The 26569-nt window shown below is 34.7% G+C and carries 18 protein-coding genes; 11 read left to right on the top strand and 7 right to left on the bottom strand.

Features of this window, described 5'->3' with window-relative positions; translation table 11 throughout:
- The first annotated feature begins 97 nt into the window (after positions 1-97).
- The 3 genes from ABZP37_RS17210 (at position 98) to ABZP37_RS17200 (ending at position 2646) form a co-directional block, all read left to right on the top strand.
- Positions 98-331, top strand: a complete 234-nt coding sequence (locus ABZP37_RS17210; RefSeq protein ID WP_366184506.1) for a hypothetical protein — start codon at positions 98-100, stop codon at positions 329-331.
- 293 nt (positions 332-624) lie between these two features.
- Complete coding sequence (ruvX, locus tag ABZP37_RS17205; protein ID WP_366184504.1) at positions 625-1041, top strand: Holliday junction resolvase RuvX; 417 nt, start codon at positions 625-627, stop codon at positions 1039-1041.
- Positions 1042-1152: 111 nt separating this feature from the next.
- Complete coding sequence (locus ABZP37_RS17200) at positions 1153-2646, top strand: malate:quinone oxidoreductase (RefSeq protein WP_366184503.1); 1494 nt, start codon at positions 1153-1155, stop codon at positions 2644-2646.
- A 157-nt stretch (positions 2647-2803) separates the two neighbouring features.
- On the opposite strand, the gene ABZP37_RS17195 is transcribed toward ABZP37_RS17200, so the two are convergent.
- Positions 2804-3742 carry a family 16 glycosylhydrolase gene (locus ABZP37_RS17195; RefSeq protein WP_366184501.1) on the bottom strand — a complete coding sequence of 313 codons (939 nt, stop codon included), beginning with the start codon at positions 3740-3742 and terminating at the stop codon, positions 2804-2806.
- 352 nt (positions 3743-4094) lie between these two features.
- On the bottom strand, positions 4095-6311 hold the full coding sequence (locus tag ABZP37_RS17190) for an FUSC family membrane protein (protein WP_366184499.1): 2217 nt from the start codon (positions 6309-6311) through the stop codon (positions 4095-4097).
- A 203-nt stretch (positions 6312-6514) separates the two neighbouring features.
- Here ABZP37_RS17190 and def point away from each other — a divergent pair, with 203 nt between their 5' ends.
- The 4 genes from def (at position 6515) to ABZP37_RS17170 (ending at position 9371) form a co-directional block, all read left to right on the top strand.
- The gene (gene def, locus ABZP37_RS17185) at positions 6515-7102 is read left to right on the top strand and encodes a peptide deformylase (protein WP_366184497.1); all 588 of its coding nucleotides are present in this window, start codon (positions 6515-6517) and stop codon (positions 7100-7102) included.
- 80 nt (positions 7103-7182) lie between these two features.
- A complete protein-coding gene (locus ABZP37_RS17180) occupies positions 7183-7656 on the top strand; it encodes a DUF5606 domain-containing protein (RefSeq protein ID WP_366184495.1) in 474 nt (157 codons plus the stop codon).
- Between the two features lie 101 nt (positions 7657-7757).
- Positions 7758-8531 (top strand): nucleoside triphosphate pyrophosphohydrolase, encoded by a 774-nt coding sequence (gene mazG, locus ABZP37_RS17175; protein WP_366184494.1) that lies wholly within the window; start codon positions 7758-7760, stop codon positions 8529-8531.
- A gap of 60 nt (positions 8532-8591) precedes the next feature.
- Positions 8592-9371 (top strand): alpha/beta hydrolase, encoded by a 780-nt coding sequence (locus ABZP37_RS17170; protein WP_366184493.1) that lies wholly within the window; start codon positions 8592-8594, stop codon positions 9369-9371.
- A 269-nt stretch (positions 9372-9640) separates the two neighbouring features.
- Here the strand turns inward: ABZP37_RS17170 and purU are convergent, their stop codons facing one another.
- Together purU and ABZP37_RS17160 are read right to left on the bottom strand one after the other, a co-directional pair.
- Entirely contained in the window at positions 9641-10495 is an 855-nt protein-coding gene (gene purU, locus ABZP37_RS17165) for a formyltetrahydrofolate deformylase (protein ID WP_366184492.1), read from the bottom strand.
- Between the two features lie 51 nt (positions 10496-10546).
- Positions 10547-11251: a DUF4197 domain-containing protein gene (locus ABZP37_RS17160; protein WP_366184491.1), complete on the bottom strand. Its 705-nt coding sequence runs from the start codon at positions 11249-11251 to the stop codon at positions 10547-10549.
- 273 nt (positions 11252-11524) lie between these two features.
- Between ABZP37_RS17160 and ABZP37_RS17155 the strand changes: the two genes are divergently transcribed.
- The 3 genes from ABZP37_RS17155 (at position 11525) to ABZP37_RS17145 (ending at position 21047) form a co-directional block, all read left to right on the top strand.
- Positions 11525-12727 (top strand): 3-oxoacyl-[acyl-carrier-protein] synthase III C-terminal domain-containing protein, encoded by a 1203-nt coding sequence (locus tag ABZP37_RS17155; protein ID WP_366184489.1) that lies wholly within the window; start codon positions 11525-11527, stop codon positions 12725-12727.
- A gap of 1091 nt (positions 12728-13818) precedes the next feature.
- Entirely contained in the window at positions 13819-20280 is a 6462-nt protein-coding gene (locus ABZP37_RS17150; protein ID WP_366184487.1) for a T9SS type A sorting domain-containing protein, read from the top strand.
- 260 nt (positions 20281-20540) lie between these two features.
- The gene (locus ABZP37_RS17145; RefSeq protein ID WP_366184486.1) at positions 20541-21047 is read left to right on the top strand and encodes a hypothetical protein; all 507 of its coding nucleotides are present in this window, start codon (positions 20541-20543) and stop codon (positions 21045-21047) included.
- A 63-nt stretch (positions 21048-21110) separates the two neighbouring features.
- Here ABZP37_RS17145 and ABZP37_RS17140 read toward each other — a convergent pair whose 3' ends face one another.
- From ABZP37_RS17140 to ABZP37_RS17130, 3 genes are all read right to left on the bottom strand, one after another.
- Positions 21111-22064, bottom strand: coding sequence for a TerC family protein (locus ABZP37_RS17140; RefSeq protein ID WP_366184484.1), 954 nt, complete (start codon positions 22062-22064; stop codon positions 21111-21113).
- Positions 22065-22308: 244 nt separating this feature from the next.
- Entirely contained in the window at positions 22309-22791 is a 483-nt protein-coding gene (locus tag ABZP37_RS17135) for a hypothetical protein (RefSeq protein WP_366184482.1), read from the bottom strand.
- Positions 22792-23076: 285 nt separating this feature from the next.
- A complete protein-coding gene (locus ABZP37_RS17130) occupies positions 23077-24093 on the bottom strand; it encodes a glutamine synthetase beta-grasp domain-containing protein (RefSeq protein ID WP_366184480.1) in 1017 nt (338 codons plus the stop codon).
- 273 nt (positions 24094-24366) lie between these two features.
- Between ABZP37_RS17130 and ABZP37_RS17125 the strand changes: the two genes are divergently transcribed.
- Positions 24367-26556, top strand: a complete 2190-nt coding sequence (locus ABZP37_RS17125; protein WP_366184478.1) for a glutamine synthetase III — start codon at positions 24367-24369, stop codon at positions 26554-26556.
- The last annotated feature ends 13 nt before the right edge of the window (positions 26557-26569 follow it).

Here is a 26569-nt window from a genome sequence, read left to right as displayed (position 1 = left end):
TTAAAATTTTTGGCACAAATATACCATTTTTAACCAATAGCAAAAAAGATATGAATGCTGAAAATGTTATATATTTGTATATTAATATATCTGTGCTATGGAAACTATTAGACTAGAATTTAATTCGAATATAAAAAGCAAAATCTTAGAATTATTGAGTTCATTTTCTTCGGATGAGCTGAAAATAGTTACTGAAGGTTCTACTTTTGAAGCCGAAAAAAGGATGTTACAGGCTAGAATTGATAAAGTTAAAAACGGGACTGCGAAATATTCTACTTTTGATGAGTTGGATGTTTTATTAGAAGATGCTATTTCAAAATATGAGGATTAAATTAACTGTTGATTTTAATTACGATTTAAAGGACATAGTTAGTTTTATTGGTTGACCAAGTGCGTTATATTTATAAAGATAAACCAAAAGCAGCGTTAAAATTCAGAAAAGATTTACTGAGAAACATCAAAAAAGATTTAAAAACTCCATTTCACTTTAAAAACTCGAACTACATTAAAAAGGAAAATAGTAGAGACTATGTTTTTAAAGGTTATGTGTCTATTTACGAAGTAGATATAGAAAAATAAATAGTTACCGTGTTCGGTTTTATAAAATACAAAGACTCCATATAAATGCCAAGAATCCTCTCCATAGACTACGGTCAAAAACGTACCGGAATTGCCGTTACTGACGAAATGCAAATTATAGCTTCGGGCTTAACTACTATTCCGAGTGCTACTGCCATTGCTTTTTTGAAAGATTATTTTACTAAAGAAAAAGTCGAATTGGTCCTTATAGGCGAACCCAAACAAATGGATGGAACACCCTCTGAAAGTGCTTCTATTATCAAAGGATTTGTGACTCATTTTACCAATCATTTTCCGGATATGAAAGTGGTTAGAGTAGATGAGCGATTTACATCCAAAATGGCGTTTCAAACCATGATTGATAGCGGGTTGAAGAAAAAACAGCGTCAAAATAAAGCTTTAATAGATGAAATTTCAGCAACGATTATGCTGCAAGATTATTTATCGCGAAAAATGTTTTAATAATTCTTTGTTAAAACGAGATATTGCAGTGATAAATGTAACTATTTAGCCTTGAATAGGGGTTTTAATTATAACAATATAAAGTATCTTTGCGTTTTATAAAAAAATATTATGCCTGATACAACCATACGTTCGAGTAGTGATGTAGTTCTAATTGGAGCTGGAATTATGAGTGCCACACTTGGCTTAATTCTAAAAGAATTACAACCAGATTTAACTATTGATATTTACGAAAGATTAGATAAAGCAGCTGCCGAGAGTTCTGATGCATGGAATAATGCTGGTACTGGGCATTCTGCTTTTTGTGAATTGAATTATACTCCAGAAGGACAAGATGGAAGCATCGATCCTAAAAAAGCCATCAGTATTGCAGAATCTTTTGAAGTTTCTCGTCAATTTTGGTCTTATTTGGTACAACAAGAAAAAGTGTCTGCTCCTGAGAATTTTATCAAAAGAATTCCACATATCAGTTTTGTTTGGGGGGATAAGAACGTAGAATACCTAAGAAAACGCTACAAAGCATTACAAGCAAATCCTCTTTTTAAGGAGATGTTATATACCACAGATTTTTCGGAATTAAAAAAGTGGATGCCTCTAGTAATGGAAGGTAGAAAAGAATCAGAGAAAGTAGCAGGAACAACTATGGCTATTGGAACTGATGTGAATTTCGGGGAGTTGACCCGAAATATGTTTGATTATTTAGCTAAAATGGAGGGTGTTAATATGCACTTTAATCATGAAGTTAGAAAATTAAAACAGCGTGATGACAAATCATGGAGAATAAAAATAACTGATTTAAGTACTGGTCAAAAGAGAAAAGCGTATACCAAATTTGTATTTATTGGTGCGGGTGGTGGTTCTTTACCATTATTAGAAAAAGCAAATATTCCAGAAGGTAAAGGTTTTGGAGGTTTTCCAGTAAGTGGACAATGGTTGAAATGTACCAATCCAGAAATTATCGCGCAACATGAGTCTAAAGTTTACGGTAAAGCGAGCGTTGGGGCACCACCAATGTCAGTTCCACATATTGATTCTAGAATGATTAATGGACAGAAGCAATTATTGTTTGGACCTTTTGCAGGGTTTTCTACTCGTTTCTTGAAAAACGGTAATTATTCAGATTTGCCTAAATCTATTCAGTTAGATAATATAGTTCCAATGATGATTGCAGGAGCGAAAAACATTCCATTGACTAAATATTTGATTGAACAAGTAAGACAATCACCCGAAGATAGGATTAATGCTTTAAGAGAGTATGTTCCTGGTGCTAAGTCTAAGGATTGGGTAATAGAACGTGCAGGACAAAGAGTTCAAGTGATCAAAAAGGACGAAAAAGAAGGGGGTAAATTAGAATTTGGTACTGAGGTAATTACTTCTGCTGATGGTTCTTTATCTGTTTTGCTAGGAGCTTCTCCTGGAGCTTCAACAGCTGTTTCTATTATGATTGATGTAATTGGAAGATGTTATAAAGAACAAATGAAGACAACTGAATGGCAAGAGAAGTTCAAAGTGATGATTCCTTCTTATGGTCAAGAATTAAATAAAAATCCAGAATTATTAGTTCAAATTCGTACTAATACGGCTGAGGTATTAAAACTAAAATAATTTTAGAATTCATGTATGTACAAAGAGCTTGACACTGTCAAGCTCTTTTTTTTGGTCTAAATTTATTCGGGGGTGTTTTTTTACTATAGGTTTTTTTACTATAAAAACCTTAGTACGGACTTATGTTTGCCGAATTTATTGAGTGATTATTTTTTTGCTATTTACTGGTTTTAGGAGTCCAAACCCTTACGTAATCCACTGACATTGACGCTGGCATGGCTGCTAGTTGTTTGTTGGCTCGTGTGTCGGCAATAGTAGGGTCTGTAGGTTGGAACCTGTTGTCTTTAAATACTACAAAAGGAACTCTGAGGCCTAATGAAAGTGTTACGTTCATTGGTCGGTACCAGTATGTATTAGGTTTGCTTCCTACTTGAACACCATCAACATACCAAGTGATTTGCGTTTCGGTTACCTCGCAGCCATAAATATGATAGTCTTGACTAGGATCGAATGTCGCTGTATAGTGATTTTTTTGAGTTGCAGCATTCGCTTTTGGACGATACCAAACGTCTTTACCTGATTCTTTGAGTACTAAGTGTAAATTATGTTCCATATCGTAAACATCATCTTGCTCGTTATTGTAATAATCAAATTGTTGTAATTCGACTATATCAATTTCTGAATATACTGTTCTTCCTTCTTCAGCTGAACGGTCAAAGTCACTGTATAGCCAAAATGATGGGCATACTCCACGACCGTTATCTTGTCCTGGAATATTCATTACTGCTCCTTTTATTTTTGCTTCAACATAACCTGTTGTAAAAGTACCTTTGGTTTTTAAGATCCCGGAATTAAAATAAGTCCCATTTACAGGAATATTATCTTGATTGTGCCTCATAGAAATTTGGGCAGCATTATTTACAATGGTTACATTGGTTGCGTTGTTCCATTTCCAAGCATTCACATTGGGAAGGTTGCTGTCCATGTAAAATTTGTTTTTCCAATCTATAGTGGAGGAGTTAAACTCGTCTGACAAATGGGTCACGTAGTTCCACTTTTTATTTTTATCAGGTGAATTAATAAAGGGAACATATTGACTATAAATAGAATTTAAAGTCAAATGAAATATTAATGCGGTTAAAAGGAGCTTATTCATTTTTGTAAATTAAGTGTTTTATCAAAATTACAAATAAATAAATCTTGATATTAGGTAGTTTTTATCAAGTACTAAACTTTTTTTACCTATTACATTAGACCAACATATTGATGTAATTTGTTGGTCTCAAATTATAGTTAAAACTATGTACTTTAGTGCATTTCGCTTTAGCTACTAAAAACTTTTTGCCACAGATTATTTGGATTAGAAGGATTTAATCTGTGGAAATCAATTTAATCAGTGGCTAATTTTCTTTTTTTGTAATTCATCCTTGCAGACTTTATGTCTGCCAACCAAATCTATTGACTTTAAGTCCATAAGAGTGGTTTGGTTATTTACTATGATGTAGGTGTTAAGCAGCTAGTAATTGTTTAGTGGTTTTGACAATGTTGTCAGAAAGGTTAGTCAACCAAATAAGTTGTTCAATTACAAGTTGTACTTCCTGCATTTTATGATGGAATGATGCTTCACTCATCGTGGCGCCTTGCTTTAATTCTCTTGCTCGAATATTTCTTAGTTCGGTAAAATTTTGTGAAGATTCCTCAGTTGCTATTTCTTCATGAATTTCAGAATTGTTTTCATTTAATAGTAAGATGGCGTAATCCAGTTTTTGGATGATTTGATCAATGGCGTTATTGAACGCATCAGAAGCATCAGTCGTTTTGTGAGATTGTGTATAAGTTCCTAAGGAAGCTGCCGAAGATAGTAGGGCGTTGTTTAGAACCGTTAATTTGTAGAAAACGGGGAGTTTGTTTTGTTTGGATTTGGGCTCTTGTACCATTCTTTGAAAGGAAGCCATAAGATTTCCTACTTCAATAAAAGCCTGGTTTCTAGCTTGTCTGTAGGCTGATGATACTGCTCCTTTATTATTGTATAGTGCAGAGAATTCTTTTAAATAATTTCTATTGGCTTTAATCGATTTTTCGAGATATTCAGGAACGTTTAAGAATTCCCAACTTGGCCACAAAAAATAATTGGCCATGATAGCAAGAATTGCTCCTACAATAGTGTCTAAAATTCGGTATTGAATTAGGTTTTCCATATTAGGCGTTAAGATGGCAAAAACGAAAATAACATGGAGGGTAATAAAAGTAGTTCCTATTTTATAATTAGTTGGATTAAAAGAAAACCCTAAAATCATGCATAAAATAGCAATACAACCTAAGAAGGTAGTGTTAGGTGAAAAAGCAAGAATCGAGAAAGCAATAATTCCCCCAATTACGGTCCCTATAAATCGGTGATATGTTCGTTTCTTAGTCAAACCATAACCAGGTCTCATAATAACGACTATGGTTAATAATATCCAATATACATTTTGAAACGGAAGTATTTTTCCAATAATGAAACCTAGTAAAATCGTGATGGTAATCCTTAGTGAATGACGGAAAATTGTAGATGAAAAGCTAAAGTTTTCGATTAGCGTACTCACTGGATAATAATGATGTTGAACTAGTTTTTCCAAATCTTTATCACGACCATTTAAGTCTTTCAATTGAACTATTTTAGTAAAAGCTCTTTCTAGAATTTTGATTTTTTCAACTTGTTTTTCGGCGTAGTGAAGCATGGTGGTCAACATCAATACCCCTTCGATAGAGTTTACAGGCCCAAGCTCTTTTTTGTATTGCTCTATGGCCTCTTCTAATTGTGTCAAATCATCAATCAAACTGTGTTTAGACTTATAGGCCGTTTTGTTTAAGATGCTTTGTGATAATTGATTTAAGCTTTTACTTAAGTTATAGGCTAAATTTTGATAGGTGATTAATACAAAAGGATGAGCATCAAATTTTTGATGTAATTTATTATGGTCAAAGGAAGTAGAAATAGCCAATTCCATGATTTCAACTAATGAAATAAATGACAAAAGCATTTTTCTATTTTGATTAGAAGAACCGTAGTTGGTTCTATTGCGAATCAAAATTTCACGAATATTTTCGTGAATAGTATTCAGTTCTACTTGTAGGTGTAGTTGTTTGTTAGTGATTTCTTTTCGATCAGAATTAAATTCCCATAAATCACCTCTTAGGTTTAAATATTTAGAAGTGAGTTTCATACACTCCACTAGTTGTAGTTCAATATACCGATTGGGACGGATGTAGTAAAATAAAATAGAGATTAATAAATAAAATAAACCTCCACTAAGTAATAATCCGGCATGTTGTATAATAGTAACGATGCCTGTGTTGAGGTGAGCAAAAGATAATGAAATGGATAATAATCCGGAGAAAGCAACCATAGTGGCACGTTGGTCATAAGCGGCTAACATGGATATGAGGAAAATTAAAACCGTCAGTACTGGGTAAAAAAATAATGGGTAAGGATGAAATAAATTAATGATTAAATTAGCACCAGATACTATGAAGCTAGTGATAATTAACCCATTTATTTTATGCTTTAAATTACTTGGAACGTCACTCGGAAAAACAAAAAAAGCTCCTAATGCAATAGTAATTCCAGTACCAATTTGACCAAAATAAGAAAAAAGTAAAACCGGAAGAATACCTGAAATGGTTACTTTTAAAGCATTGGTGAATTCCGTACTTTCTTTAAACTTCTGTATGTGAGAAACCATAGTATTAGTGTTGACTACAAAAATAGGAATTGTAAAGTGGAATTGAGCTACAATTCAAGTTGGAAATTTGATAAAAAGTTAAAAAATAGGTTTTGTTTCTTTGAAAATAGTCCTTGTCTATTTTTTTACTATTTTTGCCATCCATGGTGATTTTAGAAAATAGAATTCCGGAAATTGCCAATGTAAATATTAAATAGAAAACAATGATTTTACCAATAATCGGATATGGCGATCCAGTTTTACGAAAAGTAGGTGCTTCTTTAACTCCAGAGCATCCTGATTTAAAAGAAACTATTGCTAATATGTATGAAACGATGTATAATGCATCAGGTGTAGGACTAGCGGCTCCTCAAGTAGGATTAGCATTAAGGTTGTTTATGATTGACACTACTCCCTTTAGTGATGATGAAGATTTAGAAGAAGCTGAACAAAAGAAAATGAACGGTTTCAAGAAAACTTTTATCAATGCTAAAATGATAACTGAAGAGGGTGAAGAATGGGTTTTTAACGAAGGCTGTTTGAGTATTCCTGATGTTCGTGAGGATGTGTACAGAAAAGAAAGAATTACTATTGAGTATTGCGAAGAAGATTTCGTAATGAAAACGGAGGTTTTTGATGGTTTAATTGCGAGAGTAATTCAACACGAATACGACCATATCGAAGGAGTTTTGTTTACAGACAAAATATCGTCGTTAAAAAAACGTTTGATTCAAAAGAAATTAAAAAACATCATGGAAGGGAAGACGTTCCAAGATTACCGAATGAAATTTTTTGGTAGAAAAGGAAGGTAGATTGAAAGTTCTTAGAAGTTTTTAACTAAGAATTCTTTAAGATTAAAAGCGTAATAAAAAATTAGAAAAAAAATATAAAAATGAATTTAGAAAAAATTTTATCTATTTCTGGTAAGCCAGGTTTATATGTTTTAAGAGTGCAAACTCGTTCAGGATTTGTAGCAGAGTCATTGTCAGATGGAAAAAAAATAACTGTTAACTTGAAAAGTAACGTAAGCTTATTATCTGAGATTTCTATTTATACTCATGATGGTGAAAAACCTTTGGTAGAAATTATGGAAGCTATTGCAGCAAAACATGAAAATGGTCCAGCAATTTCTCATAAAGCAGATAACGATACGTTGTTAGCTTATTTGAAAGAAGTGTTACCAACTTACGATGAAGAAAGAGTATACGCTTCGGATGTAAAGAAAATTTTGAACTGGTACAACACTTTGCAAGCTAAAGGAATGGTGATTGAAGAAAAAGCGGAGGAAGCTACTGCAGAAGCAGTTGTTGAAGAAGCGGCTCCAGAAACGGAGAAACCAAAAGCGGCAAAGAAAGTTAAAGAATAATTTTCCTTTTCCATTATAAATAAATCCTGTAATCTTGTTGAAGATTACAGGATTTGTTATTTTTACAAACCTCCGTTTGAGAGCCTAAAAAATCAATTCCTATGAATACAAGAGAAATCCAACTACAAGCCTTTGATCGATTATTGACTATTATGGACGAATTGCGCGAGCAATGTCCATGGGATAAAAAGCAAACATTACAAAGTTTAAGACACCTTACGATTGAAGAAACGTATGAATTGGGAGATGCTATTTTAGACAATGATTTGAACGAAGTCAAAAAAGAATTAGGAGATGTATTGTTACACATTGTTTTTTATGCAAAAATAGGAAGTGAGACAAACGATTTTGATATAGCCGATGTGTGTAATGAAATTTGTGATAAATTAATTCACCGCCATCCTCATATTTATAGTGATACTGTAGTTGCAGACGAAGAAGAAGTCAAGCAGAACTGGGAAAAGCTCAAATTGAAAGAAGGTAAAAAGTCGGTACTGGAAGGTGTACCTAAAAGTTTACCTGCTTTAGTGAAAGCGAGCCGAATACAAGATAAAGTAAAAGGAGTTGGGTTTGATTGGGACGAACCGCACCAAGTTTGGGATAAAGTGCAAGAAGAACTTCAGGAACTTCAAGAAGAGGTTAAAGTAGGCGATCAAGATAAAATGGAGGCCGAATTTGGTGATGTTTTATTCTCGATGATCAATTATGCTCGTTTTCTAAATATCAATCCAGAAGATGCTTTAGAAAGAACCAATAAAAAATTCATCAAACGCTTTCAATATCTAGAAAGTAAGGCAGGATTATTAGGAAAGCCATTAATGGACATGACACTGGCGGAGATGGATGTATTTTGGGAAGAAGCTAAGAAGCTTTAACAAGGTATTGTTTTTTGGTTTCGAATAGGCTAATTGCATTCAACTTAAATATAATGACCATTGCTAAACTATACTATATACGAGAACAGTACTACGGACCAATGGGTCACTTTTGTTCATGGTGCCGGGGGGAGTTCTTCCATTTGGTTTAAACAAATTAGAGATTTTAAAAAGGAATTTAATCTCTTATTAGTGGATTTGAGAGGACATGGGGCTTCAAAGGCTGAAACCCATAATAATGAACGCTATACTTTTTCATTTCTGGCTCATGATATTTTAGAAGTTTTAGATGCTGTTAAAATAAAAAAATCACATTTTGTGGGGATTTCTCTAGGGACTATTTTGGTGAGACAATTAGCCGAAGAACATCCAAATCGTGTTCAAAGCATGGTGCTGGGAGGAGCAATCTTAAAATTAAATTTTCGTTCTCAAGTGTTAATTAAATTAGGGGATTTCTTTAAATACGTCTTGCCTTATCTTATTTTGTACCGATTTTTTGCATTTGTAATTATGCCTAAAAAGAATCATAGACAATCTCGGACTTTGTTTGTCAATGAGGCTAAAAAAATGCAACAAAAAGAATTTTTAAAATGGTTTAAATTAACTGCTGAAGTAAATTCGCTTTTGAAATATTTCAGGGAAACGGAAGTGCCTATTGAAACACTTTATATCATGGGGGAACAAGATTATATGTTTTTGCCTTCAGTGGTTAATGTAGTAAAAAATCATTCTAAAAGTGCTAAACTCATAGTTATAGCTCAGTCTGGGCATGTTGTAAATGTAGAACAAGCAGTTTTGTTTAACGCATCGGTTCTTTCTTTTCTTGGGAATTTAAAATAAAAAAGCCGCTATTAAATAAATAGCGGCAATCTTTTTAACTAACCAAAACCAAATAATAAATAACCAATTTATTACTCTGCAAAGATGCTACAGTTAAGGACTTAATGTTGTTAAAATTTAGTTATTACTTTGTTGGAAATAAGTTAAGATTTTTACGACTTTGCGTATGTTGTTGATTTACAGGTGTTAGGTTTTTTTGTTTTTGAACGAATTATTCAAAAAAATAGACCTGCAATGTAGGAGTTATATTTTTTTAAGTCTTGTATTTATTAGTAAAACACAACAGTTTTATTGCAATACACCATCATTTTTCTTTCTGAATGTAATTTGATAGCTCTAGCCAATACTGTACGTTCCAGATCTTTTCCTTTCATAATAAAATCATCGACGGAATTAACATGTGAAACACGACTAATATCTTGGTCAATAATTGGACCTTCATCTAATTCTTCAGTTACATAATGACTAGTAGCACCAATGATTTTTACACCACGTTTAAAAGCGGAGTGGTACGGTTTTGCTCCAGGAAAAGCAGGTAAAAACGAATGATGTATATTGATGATTTTATTCTCGTATAACTCAATTAACTTTGGAGTGATGATTTGCATGTAGCGAGCCAAAACAATAAAGTTTACATTGAATTCTTGAAGCAATTCGATTTGCCTTTTTTCACCTTCCTCTTTGTTATCTTTGGTAAAAGGTATATGGAAAAAGGGAATATTAAATTGTTCCGCAATAGGTCTTAAATCTTCATGATTACTAATGATTAAAGGAATTTCCACATTCAATTCTCCTGAGCTATAACGACCCAGAATATCATACAAGCAATGCGTATATTTAGATACAAATATTGCCATTTTTGGTTTTAAATCTTTGTTGTAAAATTCCCATGACATCTTGAAGTCGGTAGCGATGCTAGTACTGAAATCTTCTTTTACAGAGGCTACAGTGTGGGTTGTGTTTGTGAGTTCACATTCTAATCGCATGAAGAATATATTTTGTTCAACCACCACGTGCTGGTCCAGATATATAATGTTTCCTTCTACTTTTAGAATAAAATTAGTAACTGCTGCGACGATTCCTTTTTGGTCTTTACAGTGAATCAGTAGGGTGAAATGTTGCATTTTTTAGGTCTTGTATATTTTAAATAATAATTCAGCTAATTTTAGAAAAAGTTATTTTTTATCTTGTATTGCAAAAACTCTCTGCAATAAAACGGATGTTCGGGCACTAATATTCGTTCTAATATCTTTTTCTTCTACAGCAATCATCTTGAAAACTCCGCTCATCGCTTGATTGGTTACATAATCATTCAAGTCTGGGTTTACTTTGTTTACTAATGGAATACTATTGTATTTAGTAATGATATTTAACCAAACTTTGTCAGCACCTACTTTACTAAATGAATTTTTTACTACAGGGTTGAATTTAGAATATAAAGCCGTTGAGGTTGAACTTTGTAAATAAGTAGTCGCAGCAAATTCATTCCCCATTAAGATTCCTCTTGCGTCAGTTATAGTCATGTTCTTTATAGCACTTACAAAAATGGGAGTTGCTTCTTTCACTGCATCTTCAGCAGCTCTGTTAAGCATTTTTATACCTTCATCAGCAAGGGAACTCAATCCTACTTTTCGTAAACCAGAATCTACCTTTTGTAATTCTGCGGGAAGTAATATTCTAACAGCAGCATTTTTATAAAAACCATCAGTGGCAGTTAATTTAGTTACTTGCTTGCTGATTCCATTATTTAAGGCTTCTTTTAGTCCGCCTGAAATATCCAGAGCAGTTGTTGAAGACTGAGGCAATTGATTGGCTATTTGCTGTAACTCAGCACAGCTAGTTAAAGAAAATGTGAGTATTATTAGGAATGTTTTTTTCATCTTGAGTTTTTATTTTTTTGTGCTACGTAAATTCATTTATAGTCAATGTCAAAAATACTATATATTCAAAGATTAACCATGATTTTTTTATTTATATGAAAGGAGATCCATTAAGGTATTTTTTTATTGATTTATTCCATTGTTAAAATAACATAACAATATGGTTGTCAGTGTTTTATTTCAAATGTATTGATTTGTAAAGCTTCTGTTGAGATCTTATTCATATATAGTTTTTTTGTATTAAATTTAAGGGACTAATTAAAATGAAAGGTTATGAAGAAGATAATTATTTCAAATTTTCACCCTATTCAAGTCGGTAAATTAATCGATCAGGCGAAGCTTAACCAGTACACTAAGTTTTTATATTATCATTTTCAGAATCTTGCATTGCAGCACGGTTTTCACGAACCAGTTAGTTTTATGTCTATTTCTGATCAAGTAGATAAGTATTCGGTGTCAAAAGAAGGCATTAATAGCCGACAATGTATCATTTTTGAAGAAGTCGAAGACTTTATAGATAGGATATTTGAGGTCGCCTCTCCTAATGATTATCATTTTCCAAAAGGATTTGAGGTGGTAGGAGGTCATTCTTCAGGACCCAAAATTGAAATTCGGATGGAATGGTTCAAAAGAAAAATGAGATTTGTTTTCGATCATTTTTATGATAAAAACACATCAAAACCTGAAAACCTTATTCATGTTACTTGTTCAGGATATTCTTCTCCGAGTGTGGCTCAAGAAGCCGTAATAGGAAGAGATTGGGGAACGGTTCAAGTAACACATTCTTATCACATGGGCTGTTACGGTGCTTTTCCAGCCATTCGTACTGCCAGCAGTTTAATTTGTGCTAGTATTGTTAACGGTCGTTCAGATGTAGTTCACACAGAGTTGTTATCCTCGCATTTAAATTTAACTGAGTTTTCTCCAGCCAATACTATGATTTGTTCGCTCTTTGCAGACGGATTTATAGGCTATTCTCTATATGAAGAAGATTCCTTTTTTAAGGATGAAACGATCAAAGAAAAAAAAGGGTTACGAATTTTAGCGGCTCACGAAGTTATTATTCCAGATTCGTTGGAAGACATGTCTTGGGATTTAGGAGAATATAATTTTTTGATGACGCTTTCTAAAAGGGTACCTGTTTTTATCCGAAAAAATATAAAGTCATTTTTAACCGCTCTTTGTGAGAAAGCGAATGTAGATCTAGAAAAACAAAAGTCTGAAATGCATTTTGCAATTCATCCCGGAGGTCCTAAGATTATTGATTATGTAGTAGGGGAGTTGGGATTGTTACAAGAACAGGCGAGCTGGTCGTATGAGGTACTGAGGATGCATGGCAATATGTCTTCCGCTACAATTCCGCATATATTTGATAAAATCATAAACGATCCCCATATTGAATCAGGGAAAAAAGTGGTGGCAATGGCATTTGGCCCTGGACTTACTGCAACAGGACTTTTGTTGGAGAAACTATGATATTAGTATGCCAAGTCTAATAAGCTTTTACTTTTGTGGTATAAAGCCTTAAAAATAAGGGTTATTTTATAAGTTTTAAAGTTTAAATAAAATGAAAGAAAGCAAATAAAGAGTGATAAGTCGATTTTAACTACTCTTATTTTGGAAAAAGAACACAAAATATAAATTTTAAAAGTATTTTTTTAATAAAATGAATTAATTACATGGAGTCATTAATCAACAGTAGTAAATGTAAATTTACTACTGTTTTTTTTTATCTAAATTTTTTGTTAAAATTAAGAATTAACTTGATTGTTTAAGTTTTTGTAAGCAAAAATCACCAATTATGGATAAGCATAAGTCTTGAATTTAATTAGAAATATTATTTAGTAAAATGAAATAAAAATTGACAATAATAACAGCTGAAATTAGCCGTTTTAACATAACTTTTGTATTAATTGAAAATAAACAAGAATTATATTAATAATTTGATTTTCAATTATTTAACGATATTTTTTTTGCGAAAATCTCAGTATTATATTTGTTTTCTTACTCATTGATGCTCTTTGTCGGGATTATTTGTAATTAGTCTTATTTAGGTGTTTTTTATTCTTCTTTTTGGTGATTCTAACTACCTTTGAATCAATCAGTATAAGGATTTGTTTCTTATTTAGAGTCCTTTCGTATTAAAGTGTAAATAAGCTTAGATAGATGCCATTACCACGAACGGCATTTATTAGATTCATTAAAAGTTGAACTTATTACTAAAACTAAAATCGTATAAAACGCTTTTTTTAATGTTGCTTTTACAATAACCATTTAAGTGTTGACGGAGTACTTCAAATTCATTTTTGAAGATTATTTGTTCTAGCAAGTTTTCTCCCCCAAGTTTGAAAACTATTGTTTCAATCTATTTTTAAAGTATAATTTTTTTAAGTCATTTTTATAATGACTAATTGATTGCTAAAGTTATAGCATTATTCCTTTTATGGAATAACTATTTCTTTAATGACGTGTGACTTCATTGCTGTTTAGAAATGAAGAGGGCTTATCCCTAAATCTTTTAATGTTCTACCTAATTTATATTCTTATGAAAAAAAAATACTTTTATTATGAAAAAAAATATTTTTTACACGAAAAAAAAGATGCCAGTGAATTGGGGCAGCTGTTTCTGTTGCTTGACAACGGCTTTATTGGGTTTTTTGGGGAACAAAGCGTTTACTAAAAAACTCATTTTTTATGCAACCATGTTGCTGATGACTTTTTCTATGCCATACAGTTATGGGCAATTGGTAGGAAGTTCTGCTGTTAAAGCAAACTTTGGTATAGATGCAGATGTCTATTCAGACCTTTTGCAGTTTAGTAATATTGCAAATCCTCCAATTGGCCTTGGTAGCGCAGTAGCTACTGATGACTGGTTTCAAACCAGTTATCCAGGGCCAGGTTTTGGAGTGATTGATCAAAGTCCGTTAACTCCTGCTGAAGCCGTTCCTAATACGGCTTTTACAAGAAGATTATCAATAACCACCCCTTCTGTTCCTTTTCCTTTTCCTCTTGTGCCAAGTGGAACTGGTGCCAATGCAGGAGCTTATTTGTGGTTAGATGCTGTTTACGGTAGAGATACCTATACAAAAGGTGGTGGCGCTGAAAAATCTTACTTTTCAAGTGGGTCAGATAAAAACGCCGCTAATCCATCAACTTGGAGTATTGGAACTGCTGGAAGTGTACCAGCAAAAGATGATATTATTGATGTCTATGCGCATTTGAGAGGGGAAGGACCTAAAGATCCTACAATGCTAGATCCAAGACCTTTTACAACACTTTATGCGTATGCTGCTGCTTCTTTAGTGGTTACCAATGGGAACAAACATATCGATTTTGAATTCTTCCGTACGGCATTAGAAACACCCGCAGACTTGGCTGTTCCTGGAAAAACAGGACCAGATGGCGGACGTACGGCATTTACTTTTAATCCTGATGGAACGGTTGATGTTCCGGGTACTATAATTATTTCTATAGATTATACAAATGGAGGTAATGTACCACAGGTAAGAATCAGAGTATGGATGGATGAAGCCATTTTTAATACTTACGATAATACAAATGTGAATCGTCCTTTTACTATTGATAAAAATGTAGCATTTGAAAAAGGATCTGGTTCAGGTACCTTTGGTTATGCTGCGATTGTGGAAAATGTAGGAGATACTAATATTTGGGGTAGAGTCAATATAAATGCTAGTACCCAGGCACCACCTTGGGGAACCTTTGAAGGTTCAGGACCAAGTGCTGTAGCTGACTATCAACCACTACAATTTGTTGAAATAGGTATCAATTTGACTGCTTTCGGATTGGATAAAAGAGGTGAACAGTCACCATGTTCCAATATACTAGGAAGTTTATTGGTTAAAACCCGTTCTAGTGGTGGTGGTCCTAATGAAGGAGCTTTTGGTAGTGAGCTGAAAGATTTTGCAGGGCCATTCTTATTTGGGAATACTGGAACTCCTCCAGAAATAAAAGTTGCGAATAAAGAAGCTTGCGGATCTGGTAATCCGACTACAGCGGAAGTTAACTTGACCATGGGTACATCAGTTACAGGTGGAGGTGGTGCAATACAGTATTTCTTAAATGCTGATTACACAGGGCAAATTATGACGCCAACAACTTACGCTGCACCTCTTGGTACAACCACTATTTACGTTCGTAGTGAAAAATTGAGTAATCCTGGTTGTTATGGATTTAATTCATTTACGGTTACGGTGAATGCTCCACCAAATGCGCCAACATTGGGTAAAGTAGACCCAACATGTACCGTTGCTACAGGTTGTGTAACCGTAACATCATCAACTGCAGGTTTGACCTTTAGTATCGATGATGGAGCATATGTTACCTATCCTGCTAATGGCTGGTGTGGTTTGGCTTCTGGTTCACATAGTGTAAAAGCTAAGAATGCAGACGGATGTATTTCTGGTCCTACACAAATTGTAATACCAGTTCAGCCTCCAACACCTTCGGCACCAACATTGGGTAAAGTAGACCCAACATGTACCGTTGCTACAGGTTGTGTAACCGTAACATCATCAACTGCAGGTTTGACCTTTAGTATTGATGATGGAGCATATGTTACCTATCCTGCTAATGGCTGGTGTGGTTTGGCTTCTGGTTCACATAGTGTAAAAGCTAAGAATGCAGACGGATGTATTTCTGGTCCTACACAAATTGTAATACCAGTTCAACCTCCAACACCTTCGGCACCAACATTGGGTAAAGTAGACCCAACATGTACCGTTGCTACAGGTTGTGTAACCGTAACATCATCAACTGCAGGTTTGACCTTTAGTATCGATGATGGAGCATATGTTACCTATCCTGCTAATGGCTGGTGTGGTTTGGCTTCTGGTTCACATAGTGTAAAAGCTAAGAATGCAGACGGATGTATTTCTGGTCCTACACAAATTGTAATACCAGTTCAGCCTCCAACACCTTCGGCACCAACATTGGGTAAAGTAGACCCAACATGTACCGTTGCTACAGGTTGTGTAACCGTAACATCATCAACTGCAGGTTTGACCTTTAGTATTGATGATGGAGCATATGTTACCTATCCTGCTAATGGCTGGTGTGGTTTGGTTTCTGGTTCACATAGTGTAAAAGCTAAGAATGCAGACGGATGTATTTCTGGTCCTACACAAATTGTAATACCAGTTCAACCTCCAACACCTTCGGCACCAACATTGGGTAAAGTAGATCCAACATGTACCGTTGCTACAGGTTGTGTAACCGTAACATCATCAACTGCAGGTTTGACCTTTAGTATCGATGATGGAGCATATGTTACCTATCCTGCTAATGGCTGGTGTGGTTTGGCTTCTGGTTCACATAGTGTAAAAGCTAAGAATGCAGACGGATGTATTTCTGGTCCTACACAAATTGTAATACCAGTTCAACCTCCAACACCTTCGGCACCAACATTGGGTAAAGTAGACCCAACATGTACCGTTGCTACAGGTTGTGTAACCGTAACATCATCAACTGCAGGTTTGACCTTTAGTATCGATGATGGAGCATATGTTACCTATCCTGCTAATGGCTGGTGTGGTTTGGCTTCTGGTTCACATAGTGTAAAAGCTAAGAATGCAGACGGATGTATTTCTGGTCCTACACAAATTGTAATACCAGTTCAGCCTCCAACACCTTCGGCACCAACATTGGGTAAAGTAGACCCAACATGTACCGTTGCTACAGGTTGTGTAACCGTAACATCATCAACTGCAGGTTTGACCTTTAGTATTGATGATGGAGCATATGTTACCTATCCTGCTAATGGCTGGTGTGGTTTGGCTTCTGGTTCACATAGTGTAAAAGCTAAGAATGCAGACGGATGTATTTCTGGTCCTACACAAATTGTAATACCAGTTCAACCTCCAACACCTTCGGCACCAACATTGGGTAAAGTAGACCCAACATGTACCGTTGCTACAGGTTGTGTAACCGTAACATCATCAACTGCAGGTTTGACCTTTAGTATCGATGATGGAGCATATGTTACCTATCCTGCTAATGGCTGGTGTGGTTTGGCTTCTGGTTCACATAGTGTAAAAGCTAAGAATGCAGACGGATGTATTTCTGGTCCTACACAAATTGTAATACCAGTTCAGCCTCCAACACCTTCGGCACCAACATTGGGTAAAGTAGACCCAACATGTACCGTTGCTACAGGTTGTGTAACCGTAACATCATCAACTGCAGGTTTGACCTTTAGTATTGATGATGGAGCATATGTTACCTATCCTGCTAATGGCTGGTGTGGTTTGGCTTCTGGTTCACATAGTGTAAAAGCTAAGAATGCAGACGGATGTATTTCTGGTCCTACACAAATTGTAATACCAGTTCAGCCTCCAACACCTTCGGCACCAACATTGGGTAAAGTAGACCCAACATGTACCGTTGCTACAGGTTGTGTAACCGTAACATCATCAACTGCAGGTTTGACCTTTAGTATTGATGATGGAGCATATGTTACCTATCCTGCTAATGGCTGGTGTGGTTTGGCTTCTGGTTCACATAGTGTAAAAGCTAAGAATGCAGCTGGTTGTATTTCTGGTCCTACACAAATTGTAATACCGGTTCAACCTCCAACACCTTCGGCACCAACATTGGGTAAAGTAGATCCAACATGTACCGTTGCTACAGGTTGTGTAACCGTAACATCATCAACTGCAGGTTTGACCTTTAGTATCGATGATGGAGCATATGTTACCTATCCTGCTAATGGCTGGTGTGGTTTGGCTTCTGGTTCACATAGTGTAAAAGCTAAGAATGCAGACGGATGTATTTCTGGTCCTACACAAATTGTAATACCAGTTCAGCCTCCAACACCTTCGGCACCAATATTGGGTAAAGTAGATCCAACATGTACCGTTGCTACAGGTTGTGTAACCGTAACATCATCAACTGCAGGTTTGACCTTTAGTATTGATGATGGAGCATATGTTACCTATCCTGCTAATGGCTGGTGTGGTTTGGCTTCTAGTTCACATAGTGTAAAAGCTAAGAATGCAGACGGATGTATTTCTGGTCCTACACAAATTGTAATACCAGTTCAGCCTCCAACACCTTCGGCACCAACATTGGGTAAAGTAGACCCAACATGTACCGTTGCTACAGGTTGTGTAACCGTAACATCATCAACTGCAGGTTTGACCTTTAGTATTGATGATGGAGCATATGTTACCTATCCTGCTAATGGCTGGTGTGGTTTGGCTTCTGGTTCACATAGTGTAAAAGCTAAGAATGCAGACGGATGTATTTCTGGTCCTACACAAATTGTAATACCAGTTCAACCTCCAACACCTTCGGCACCAACATTGGGTAAAGTAGACCCAACATGTACCGTTGCTACAGGTTGTGTAACCGTAACATCATCAACTGCAGGTTTGACCTTTAGTATCGATGATGGAGCATATGTTACCTATCCTGCTAATGGCTGGTGTGGTTTGGCTTCTGGTTCACATAGTGTAAAAGCTAAGAATGCAGACGGATGTATTTCTGGTCCTACACAAATTGTAATACCAGTTCAGCCTCCAACACCTTCGGCACCAACATTGGGTAAAGTAGACCCAACATGTACCGTTGCTACAGGTTGTGTAACCGTAACATCATCAACTGCAGGTTTGACCTTTAGTATTGATGATGGAGCATATGTTACCTATCCTGCTAATGGCTGGTGTGGTTTGGCTTCTGGTTCACATAGTGTAAAAGCTAAGAATGCAGCTGGTTGTATTTCTGGTCCTACACAAATTGTAATACCAGTTCAACCTCCAACACCAATATTGAATGTTACAAATCCTGTAGCAGTATGTTCACCATTAACAGTTGATTTGACTGTACCTGCAGTAACAGCTGGAAGTACTTTATATGGAGCAAGCTTAACTTATTGGACAAATGTTGAAGCAACGAATGCGTTATCAAATCCAAATATGGTCGACGCTTCAGGAATGTACTATATTAAAGCAACAACAACTGCAGGATGTTTTGATATCAAGCCAGTTGTGGTAACAATTGAAATTTGTGCTAAAGCCTTATGTACCTATACTCAAGGGTATTATGGTAACGCAGGAGGAACATCTTGTGCTGAGGGTATTTCCTATTCTACTAAAGGATTAATCGCAAAAGCGTTAGCTTCTTATGAAAATGGAACTATGTATATTGGTATAAAAGATGTACGCCATGTATCAATAATGAATAATGATACAGATATAAACGCACTTATTTCCGTAATGCCAGGTGGTGGTGGAAGTAGTATACTGCCAAGTAATCCTAATAGTGGATTGTTCTCTATCAGTAGTTTGCCAAATAGTATGTTGAAAAAAGGTAGAATTAATAATACCTTATTGGCTCAAACTATTGCTTTAGGTCTTAACATTGGAATCAATGGAGCTCTTGGTAATTTTGTATTGCAAGATGGAATCTTAGCAGTGGCAGTTCCAGACGGAGGTTGTGGAACGGATACAGCTAAAGCACGTACTTGTAATCCTGATGGAACAGTAAATAATGAGTATAAATATTATACCATTCCAGGTGCTGTTGTTACGGCTTTAGGAGCTAATCCTACTGTTCAAGGGGTATTTAATTTGGCTAACCAAGCGTTAGGAGGAGGTTCTACAAATGGACTTTCACTTTCACAAATTGCGGGTATGGCTGATTTAATCAACAATGCTTTTGATGAATGTAGAATTCCAGTAGGGTATGGTATTGCACCGTTAGTGTGTCCAGTACTAGTAACAACTACAGATTTAGCTGCAAAAACAGCTGATGTGGCTAGTTTTACTGCTTATCCAGTTCCTTTTAAAGATCAGTTAACGATCAAATATGATTTTGATTATGTTTCTGATGTGAAAATCGAGGTGTTTAATGCACAAAGTGAATTAGTGTTCTCTACTGTAGATGCTAAAAGTTATTTGAACAAAGAAGTTACAATAACTGTTGGTACGAATTCAGAACAAGAACAAGTTTATATTGTGAAATTGACTACAGACAGAGGAAGTAGTATCAAGAAAATAATGTCTTCTAATTAATAATTATTAATCTTAAAATTAAAAACATCCGTTTCGGCGGGTGTTTTTTTTTGCCTTAATTTTTTATTCTCTTAGATTCAAGTAATAAATGCAAGTGATTGCTATAAAAGTTACTTTGAGAAAGAGATTGTTTAGAAAGAAAAGAGGCTTGTATAATAGATAAAAATAGACTGCTTTTTTAAAGAGAAGAGGAGTGTAAAAAAACTTTGGCACAATAAATGGATATAGACCAAATAGATAACCATTAAAAAATCAAAGTCATGAAAAAGATAATTTTACTTTTTTCCCTATTGGGAATATTTGCGATCCAGAGTTGTACCGTACAAGAAGATCGATCAGTATCCGTTGTGGATAACGACACTATTAGCGAAGTGTTTGAAGTTGTAACTTCATTTAACTCTACTAACAATTATAGTAAAGTAGTAAGTTTAAGTCCTGCTATTTATTCCTCGGATGTAGTGTTGATGTATAGATTAAATGGAACCTATCAAGGTAATGATGTTTGGAAATTGATGCCTGAAAGTTTTTACTTTAGCAACGGATCTTTAGATTTTGGTTACCGATATGATTTTACTAAATATAGTATCAACGTCTATATGGTAGGGAATGATTTAGGATCTGTTTCGACTGACTTTAGGTTGAGTCAAGTTTTGAGAATTGTAATTGTTCCAGGTAGTTTTTCAAAATCGGTTGATATAACAAACTATAACGAGGTTATAGCAACATTAAATCTTAAAGATAAAGAAATCCAAAAAATAGAATTTTAAACTTATATAATTTCTCCATAAAAAAAAGAGCCATATGGCTCTTTTTTTTATGAAGAAATTTGATTACTGATTGTTTTCTTTTTTGTTGATCCGTAAGGAAACAATAATTCCTGTTATGAGTGCTATGGCAATAAATGCTAAGGAGGCCCATTCAGGTATTGTAACAAAATTATGAACTAACATTTTGATTCCCACAAAACTCAAAATAGCAATCAAACTATATTCTAGGTAGCTAAATCTTTCTAGCATATTAGCCAAAAAGAAATACATGGAACGCAATCCTAGAATTGCAAATATGTTTGAACTAAAAACTAAAAACGGGTCAGAGGTGATTGCTAAAATAGCAGGAACACTGTCTAGAGCAAAAATCACATCCATGACTTCAATAACAATTAAAGCAACAAATAAAGGTGTAGCGGCTTTTATATGTCTTCTTTTAACAAAAAAATGTTCCCCATCAATTTGAGTAGTTATAGGAGTTAGTTTTCGTAAATAGCGATAAACAAATGATTTTTTAGGGTTAAACTGTGCCTCGTCTTCTTTGGAAAATAACATTTTCATTGCAGTATAGACCAGAAAAGCACCAAATATATAAGTCGTCCAGGCAAATTTATTGATGATAAGTACTCCAAAATAGATCATGGCGCCTCTAAAAATAATAGCGCCTATAATTCCCCAAAATAACACTCTATGCTGATATTTTTTAGGGATTTTAAAAGCGGAAAAAATAATAGCGATTACAAATATATTATCAACGCTCAAAGAAAGTTCGATGAGGTATCCTGTAATATATTTCATGGATGCTACAGCGGGTTTTAATTGATCAGGATTCGCTACATAATTGTTATCATACAACCAATAGATAACAGCCGAAAAAACAAAAGACAATGAAACCCAAATGGCAGTCCATTTTCCAGCTTCTTTAGAGCTAATTACATGAGGCGTTTTATTGAAAACACCAAGATCTAATGCTAAGAATAATAAGATAGCGCTTAAAAAACAAATCCAAACAATCATAATAATGAGTTTTATTATTTGCTCAAAGATACTTTTTTGATTGTAGAATTTTTGTGTTTTAGCGGATTAAAAAGAGAATAATTAAGTGCAAAAAAAAAAGTGCTTTCGAAAAATCTGAAAGCACTTTTAAACTTATAATTAACTGATGATGATTCTTAAAATTGTCTTATCCTGAAATCGGTTTATACCAACGGAGGGGATAGCTCCTCGATATAAAAGTTTTACTCATCCTTATTTTTGCCTGTTAGTTGTCAACGCAATCAACAGTTGTAAATTTATATTTCACGCGTTCAAAATCAATAGGTTCTCCTTTAACAAAATATGAAGCGCCCATATAATTTTCTATTTTTCCATTACCTAAAATGAGTTCTTTTCCTCGTTTTAGAAAAGCCATAGGGTTTTTAAATGTAATCTCTTTATTTGCTCCCTGCGTAAAGGTGTAGCTGGCAAATAATGTATCACCACGAAATTCGCCGACAATTTCCCCAACTTTTTTTGGCATATTTAAAATTTGCATCTCCATTGTGCCACTTATTTCCCCATTTTTTAAAGTATTGATTGTTAAGTCAAGTGTGTCTTTTTCATAAAGAGCTTTGTAGCACTCTGTGCTTATTGGTTTTTCAGTTAGGGCTTCTGTAGCTTCAACGGTTTTTTTAGTTTCATTTTTTTTGCAACTTTCGAATCCAAAACAAATTAACAGTAAACAAAATAGACTTAGGTTTTTCATAATACATATATTTAGTTAATGGTTTTTGTAGTATCCAATGCTAATTTACAAATAAAACACCTTATGTTTTAGCAAATTAGGTATAAAGTTCAGCCTGTTTGGTTCTTATGACTCAATGTGTTAATTTTTAACCTGTAGAAATCTGCTTCGCTAGCTGTCTACATAAATAATAGTTAAAAATCTAGTGTTAGCAACTTGGGTAACTCAGAGGTTGGTTTGAGTTTAAAGCATAAAAAAAGTGCCTTCAAAAATTTTGAAGGCACTTTTATATTTATGAAGAAAAAATTACAAAGCAGAGTTAACTGTTTTGATGATTCTTGCAGCAATTTTGTATGGGTCACCGTTAGATGCTGGTCTTCTGTCTTCCAACCATCCTTTCCATCCTTTTTGAACAACCATCAAAGGAATACGGATTGAACATCCTCTATCAGAAATTCCATAAGAGAAATCGTGGATAGATGCAGTTTCATGTTTACCAGTTAAACGTTCTTCATTATGAGCACCGTAAACAGCAATATGCTCTTTAGTTACGGGACGGAAAGCCTCACAAATTTTTTCGAAAGTCGCTCTATCTCCACATGTTCTTAAAACGTTGTTAGAGAAATTAGCATGCATACCAGAACCATTCCAGTCAGTATCACCTAACGGTTTTGGGTGGTATTCAATATAGTAACCATGTTTTTCAGTCAAACGATCTAGTAAGTATCTAGAAACCCAGATTTCATCACCTGCTTTTTTAGCTCCTTTTGCAAATAATTGGTATTCCCATTGACCAGCAGCAACCTCTTGGTTGATACCTTCAAAGTTTAGACCTGCATCAATACATAAGTCAGCATGCTTTTCTACAATAGCTCTACCGTGAGTGTTTTTTCCACCTACTGAACAGTAGTACATACCTTGTGGAGCAGGGTAACCACCAATAGGGAATCCTAATGGTAATAAAGTTTTAGTGTCCATGATGAAATATTCTTGTTCGAAACCAAACCAGAAATCGTCATTATCATCATTGATAGTAGCTCTACCGTTTGAAGCGTGTGGTGTTCCATCAGCATTCATAACTTCACACATAACTAAGTATCCGTTGATACGATCTGGATCTGTGTAAATAGCGACTGGTACTAAAAGGCAATCAGAAGATCCACCTTCAGCTTGCTTAGTAGATGAACCGTCAAAAGACCAGTCTCCGATCTCTTCTAATGTTCCTTGAAAGTTATCGTGCTCTTCAACTTTAGTTTTACTTCTTAGATTTTGAGTTGGTACATATCCATCTAACCAAAGGTATTCTAATTTTATTTTAGCCATAATGTTTTAAATTATTTATGATTTTTAAACAGTGCAAATGTAAAGAATTTTTTTTAGAGGTAAAAATTAGGGGGTATAAAATGTTCAATTGGTACTTATTTTTTTGATTCTTGCAATTTTCATGGGGGATATTTTAGAAATAATCATTTTGAGGGGGTCTGATGAATAATTTTGTAAAAAATAAGGAACTGATTTGGTCATTATAAACATTACCACTAATTGTTTGTTATATTTGTGCAAATTATATAATTCATCTTGAAATAAGTAAATTTTATGTCAACAATTCGTTTTCAGGCTTTAAGAGAAGCTTCAGCAAGAAAACCAGTTCATTTTGAGGAATCTGGAAGGAAATCAGCCATTTTTGGTACTAATGTTTTTAATCAAAAAGCAATGAAGCAATATCTGACTTCAGATGCTTACAAAGCGGTTCAAGGTGCAAATCAGCATGGAACTAAAATTGATAGAAAATTAGCGGATTATATTGCTATGGGAATGAAAGAATGGGCATTATCTAAAGGGGTAACCCATTATACACACTGGTTTCAGCCCTTAACAGGTGCTACTGCTGAAAAGCACGACGCCTTTTTTGAAACGTCATTTGACGGAAGTGAATCTGTTGAAAAATTTGGTGGAGCTCAATTGGTGCAACAAGAACCAGATGCTTCTAGTTTTCCAAACGGAGGAATCCGTAATACATTTGAAGCTCGTGGCTATACGGCTTGGGATCCAACATCGCCAGCATTTATTTTTGGAACTACTTTGTGTATTCCTACTGTTTTTATATCCTATACTGGAGAAGCTTTAGATAATAAAATTCCACTTTTGAGAGCCTTGTCAGCCATTGATGAAGCCGCTACTGAAGTTTGTAAATATTTTGATAAAAACGTCAAAAAAGTAACTGCAACCCTAGGATGGGAGCAAGAATATTTCCTAATAGATAAAGCCTTGGCCGAATCTCGTCCGGATATTATGATGACAGGAAGAACCTTATTGGGGCATACTTCTGCAAAAGGACAACAATTAGATGATCATTATTTTGGAGCGATTCCTACGCGTGCCTTAGTATATATGAGGGATTTAGAGCAAGAATGTATGTTGCTTGGGATTCCTGTAAAAACACGTCATAACGAGGTAGCGCCAAATCAATTTGAATTTGCACCTATTTTTGAAGAAACGAATTTAGCTGTTGACCACAACTGCTTGTTAATGGATGTGATGCAAAAAGTAGCTGAAAGACATCAGTTTAAAGTGTTGTTACACGAAAAACCATTTAAAGGAGTAAACGGTTCTGGTAAACATAACAACTGGTCATTAGCTACTGATACTGGGATAAACTTATTGAGTCCTAGTAAAACACCAATGACTAACTTACAATTTTTGACCTTTTTTATCAATACCATCAAAGCAGTTAATGATTATGAATCGTTATTGCGTTCGTCTATTGCAACAGCAAGTAACGATCATAGATTAGGTGCAAATGAAGCACCTCCAGCAATTATTTCAGTATTTATTGGGGGGCAATTGACTAAAGTTTTGAACGAGTTAAAAGAAGTTACAAAAGGAAAATTGTCTCCAGAAGAAAAAACTGACTTAAAATTAAATGTGGTTGGGAAAATTCCAGAAGTGATTTTGGATAATACTGATAGAAATAGAACTTCACCTTTTGCCTTTACAGGTAATAAATTTGAATTTCGCGCCGTTGGTTCGTCTGCAAATTGTTCGAATGCGATGACTACTTTAAATACCATTGTTGCCAAACAATTAAAAGATTTCAAAATTGAAGTTGACGCATTGATTGATGCAAAAGCCATGAAAAAAGATGATGCTATATTTAATGTCTTGAGAGAATACATCAAGAAATTGAAGAAAATACTTTTTGAAGGCGACGGATACAGTCTAGCTTGGGAAGAAGAAGCGGCTAAAAGAGGGTTGAGTAATTTTAAAACTACTCCTGAAGCTTTAAAAGCAAAAATATCTAAAGAAGCATTGGAGTTATTCTCTGAAATGGGAATTATGAACCAAATTGAAGTAGAAGCGAGATACGAAATTGAATTGGAAGAATATGTGAAGAAAATTCAAATCGAAAGTCGTGTCTTGGGTGATATCGCTACCAATCATGTGACGCCAACCGCCATTAGATATCAAAATACTTTGATTGAAAATGTAAAAGGACTGAAAGATATTTTTGGAACTGAATTTGAAACTATTGCAAAAGAACAGATTCGATTGATAAGAAATATTTCGAAACATATTGAGGGAATCAATTCTAAAGTAGTCGAAATGACAAACGAAAGAAAGAAAGCCAATGTGTTGACAGATGCACAACAAATGGCAGAAGCGTATTGCAATAATGTAAAACCATATTTTGAAATCATCAGAGAGCACTGCGATAAGCTGGAGCTTTTGGTCGATAATGAATTGTGGACTTTAACTAAATACAGAGAATTGTTGTTGACTAAATAATATGGTCTCGATT

Origin of the sequence: Flavobacterium ovatum, assembly GCF_040703125.1 — a bacterium.
In the GTDB taxonomy this organism is placed as follows: Bacteria; Bacteroidota; Bacteroidia; order Flavobacteriales; family Flavobacteriaceae; genus Flavobacterium; species Flavobacterium ovatum.
Note: the sequence above shows the minus strand (reverse complement) of the source record. Positions and strands in the feature narration are given on the sequence as shown.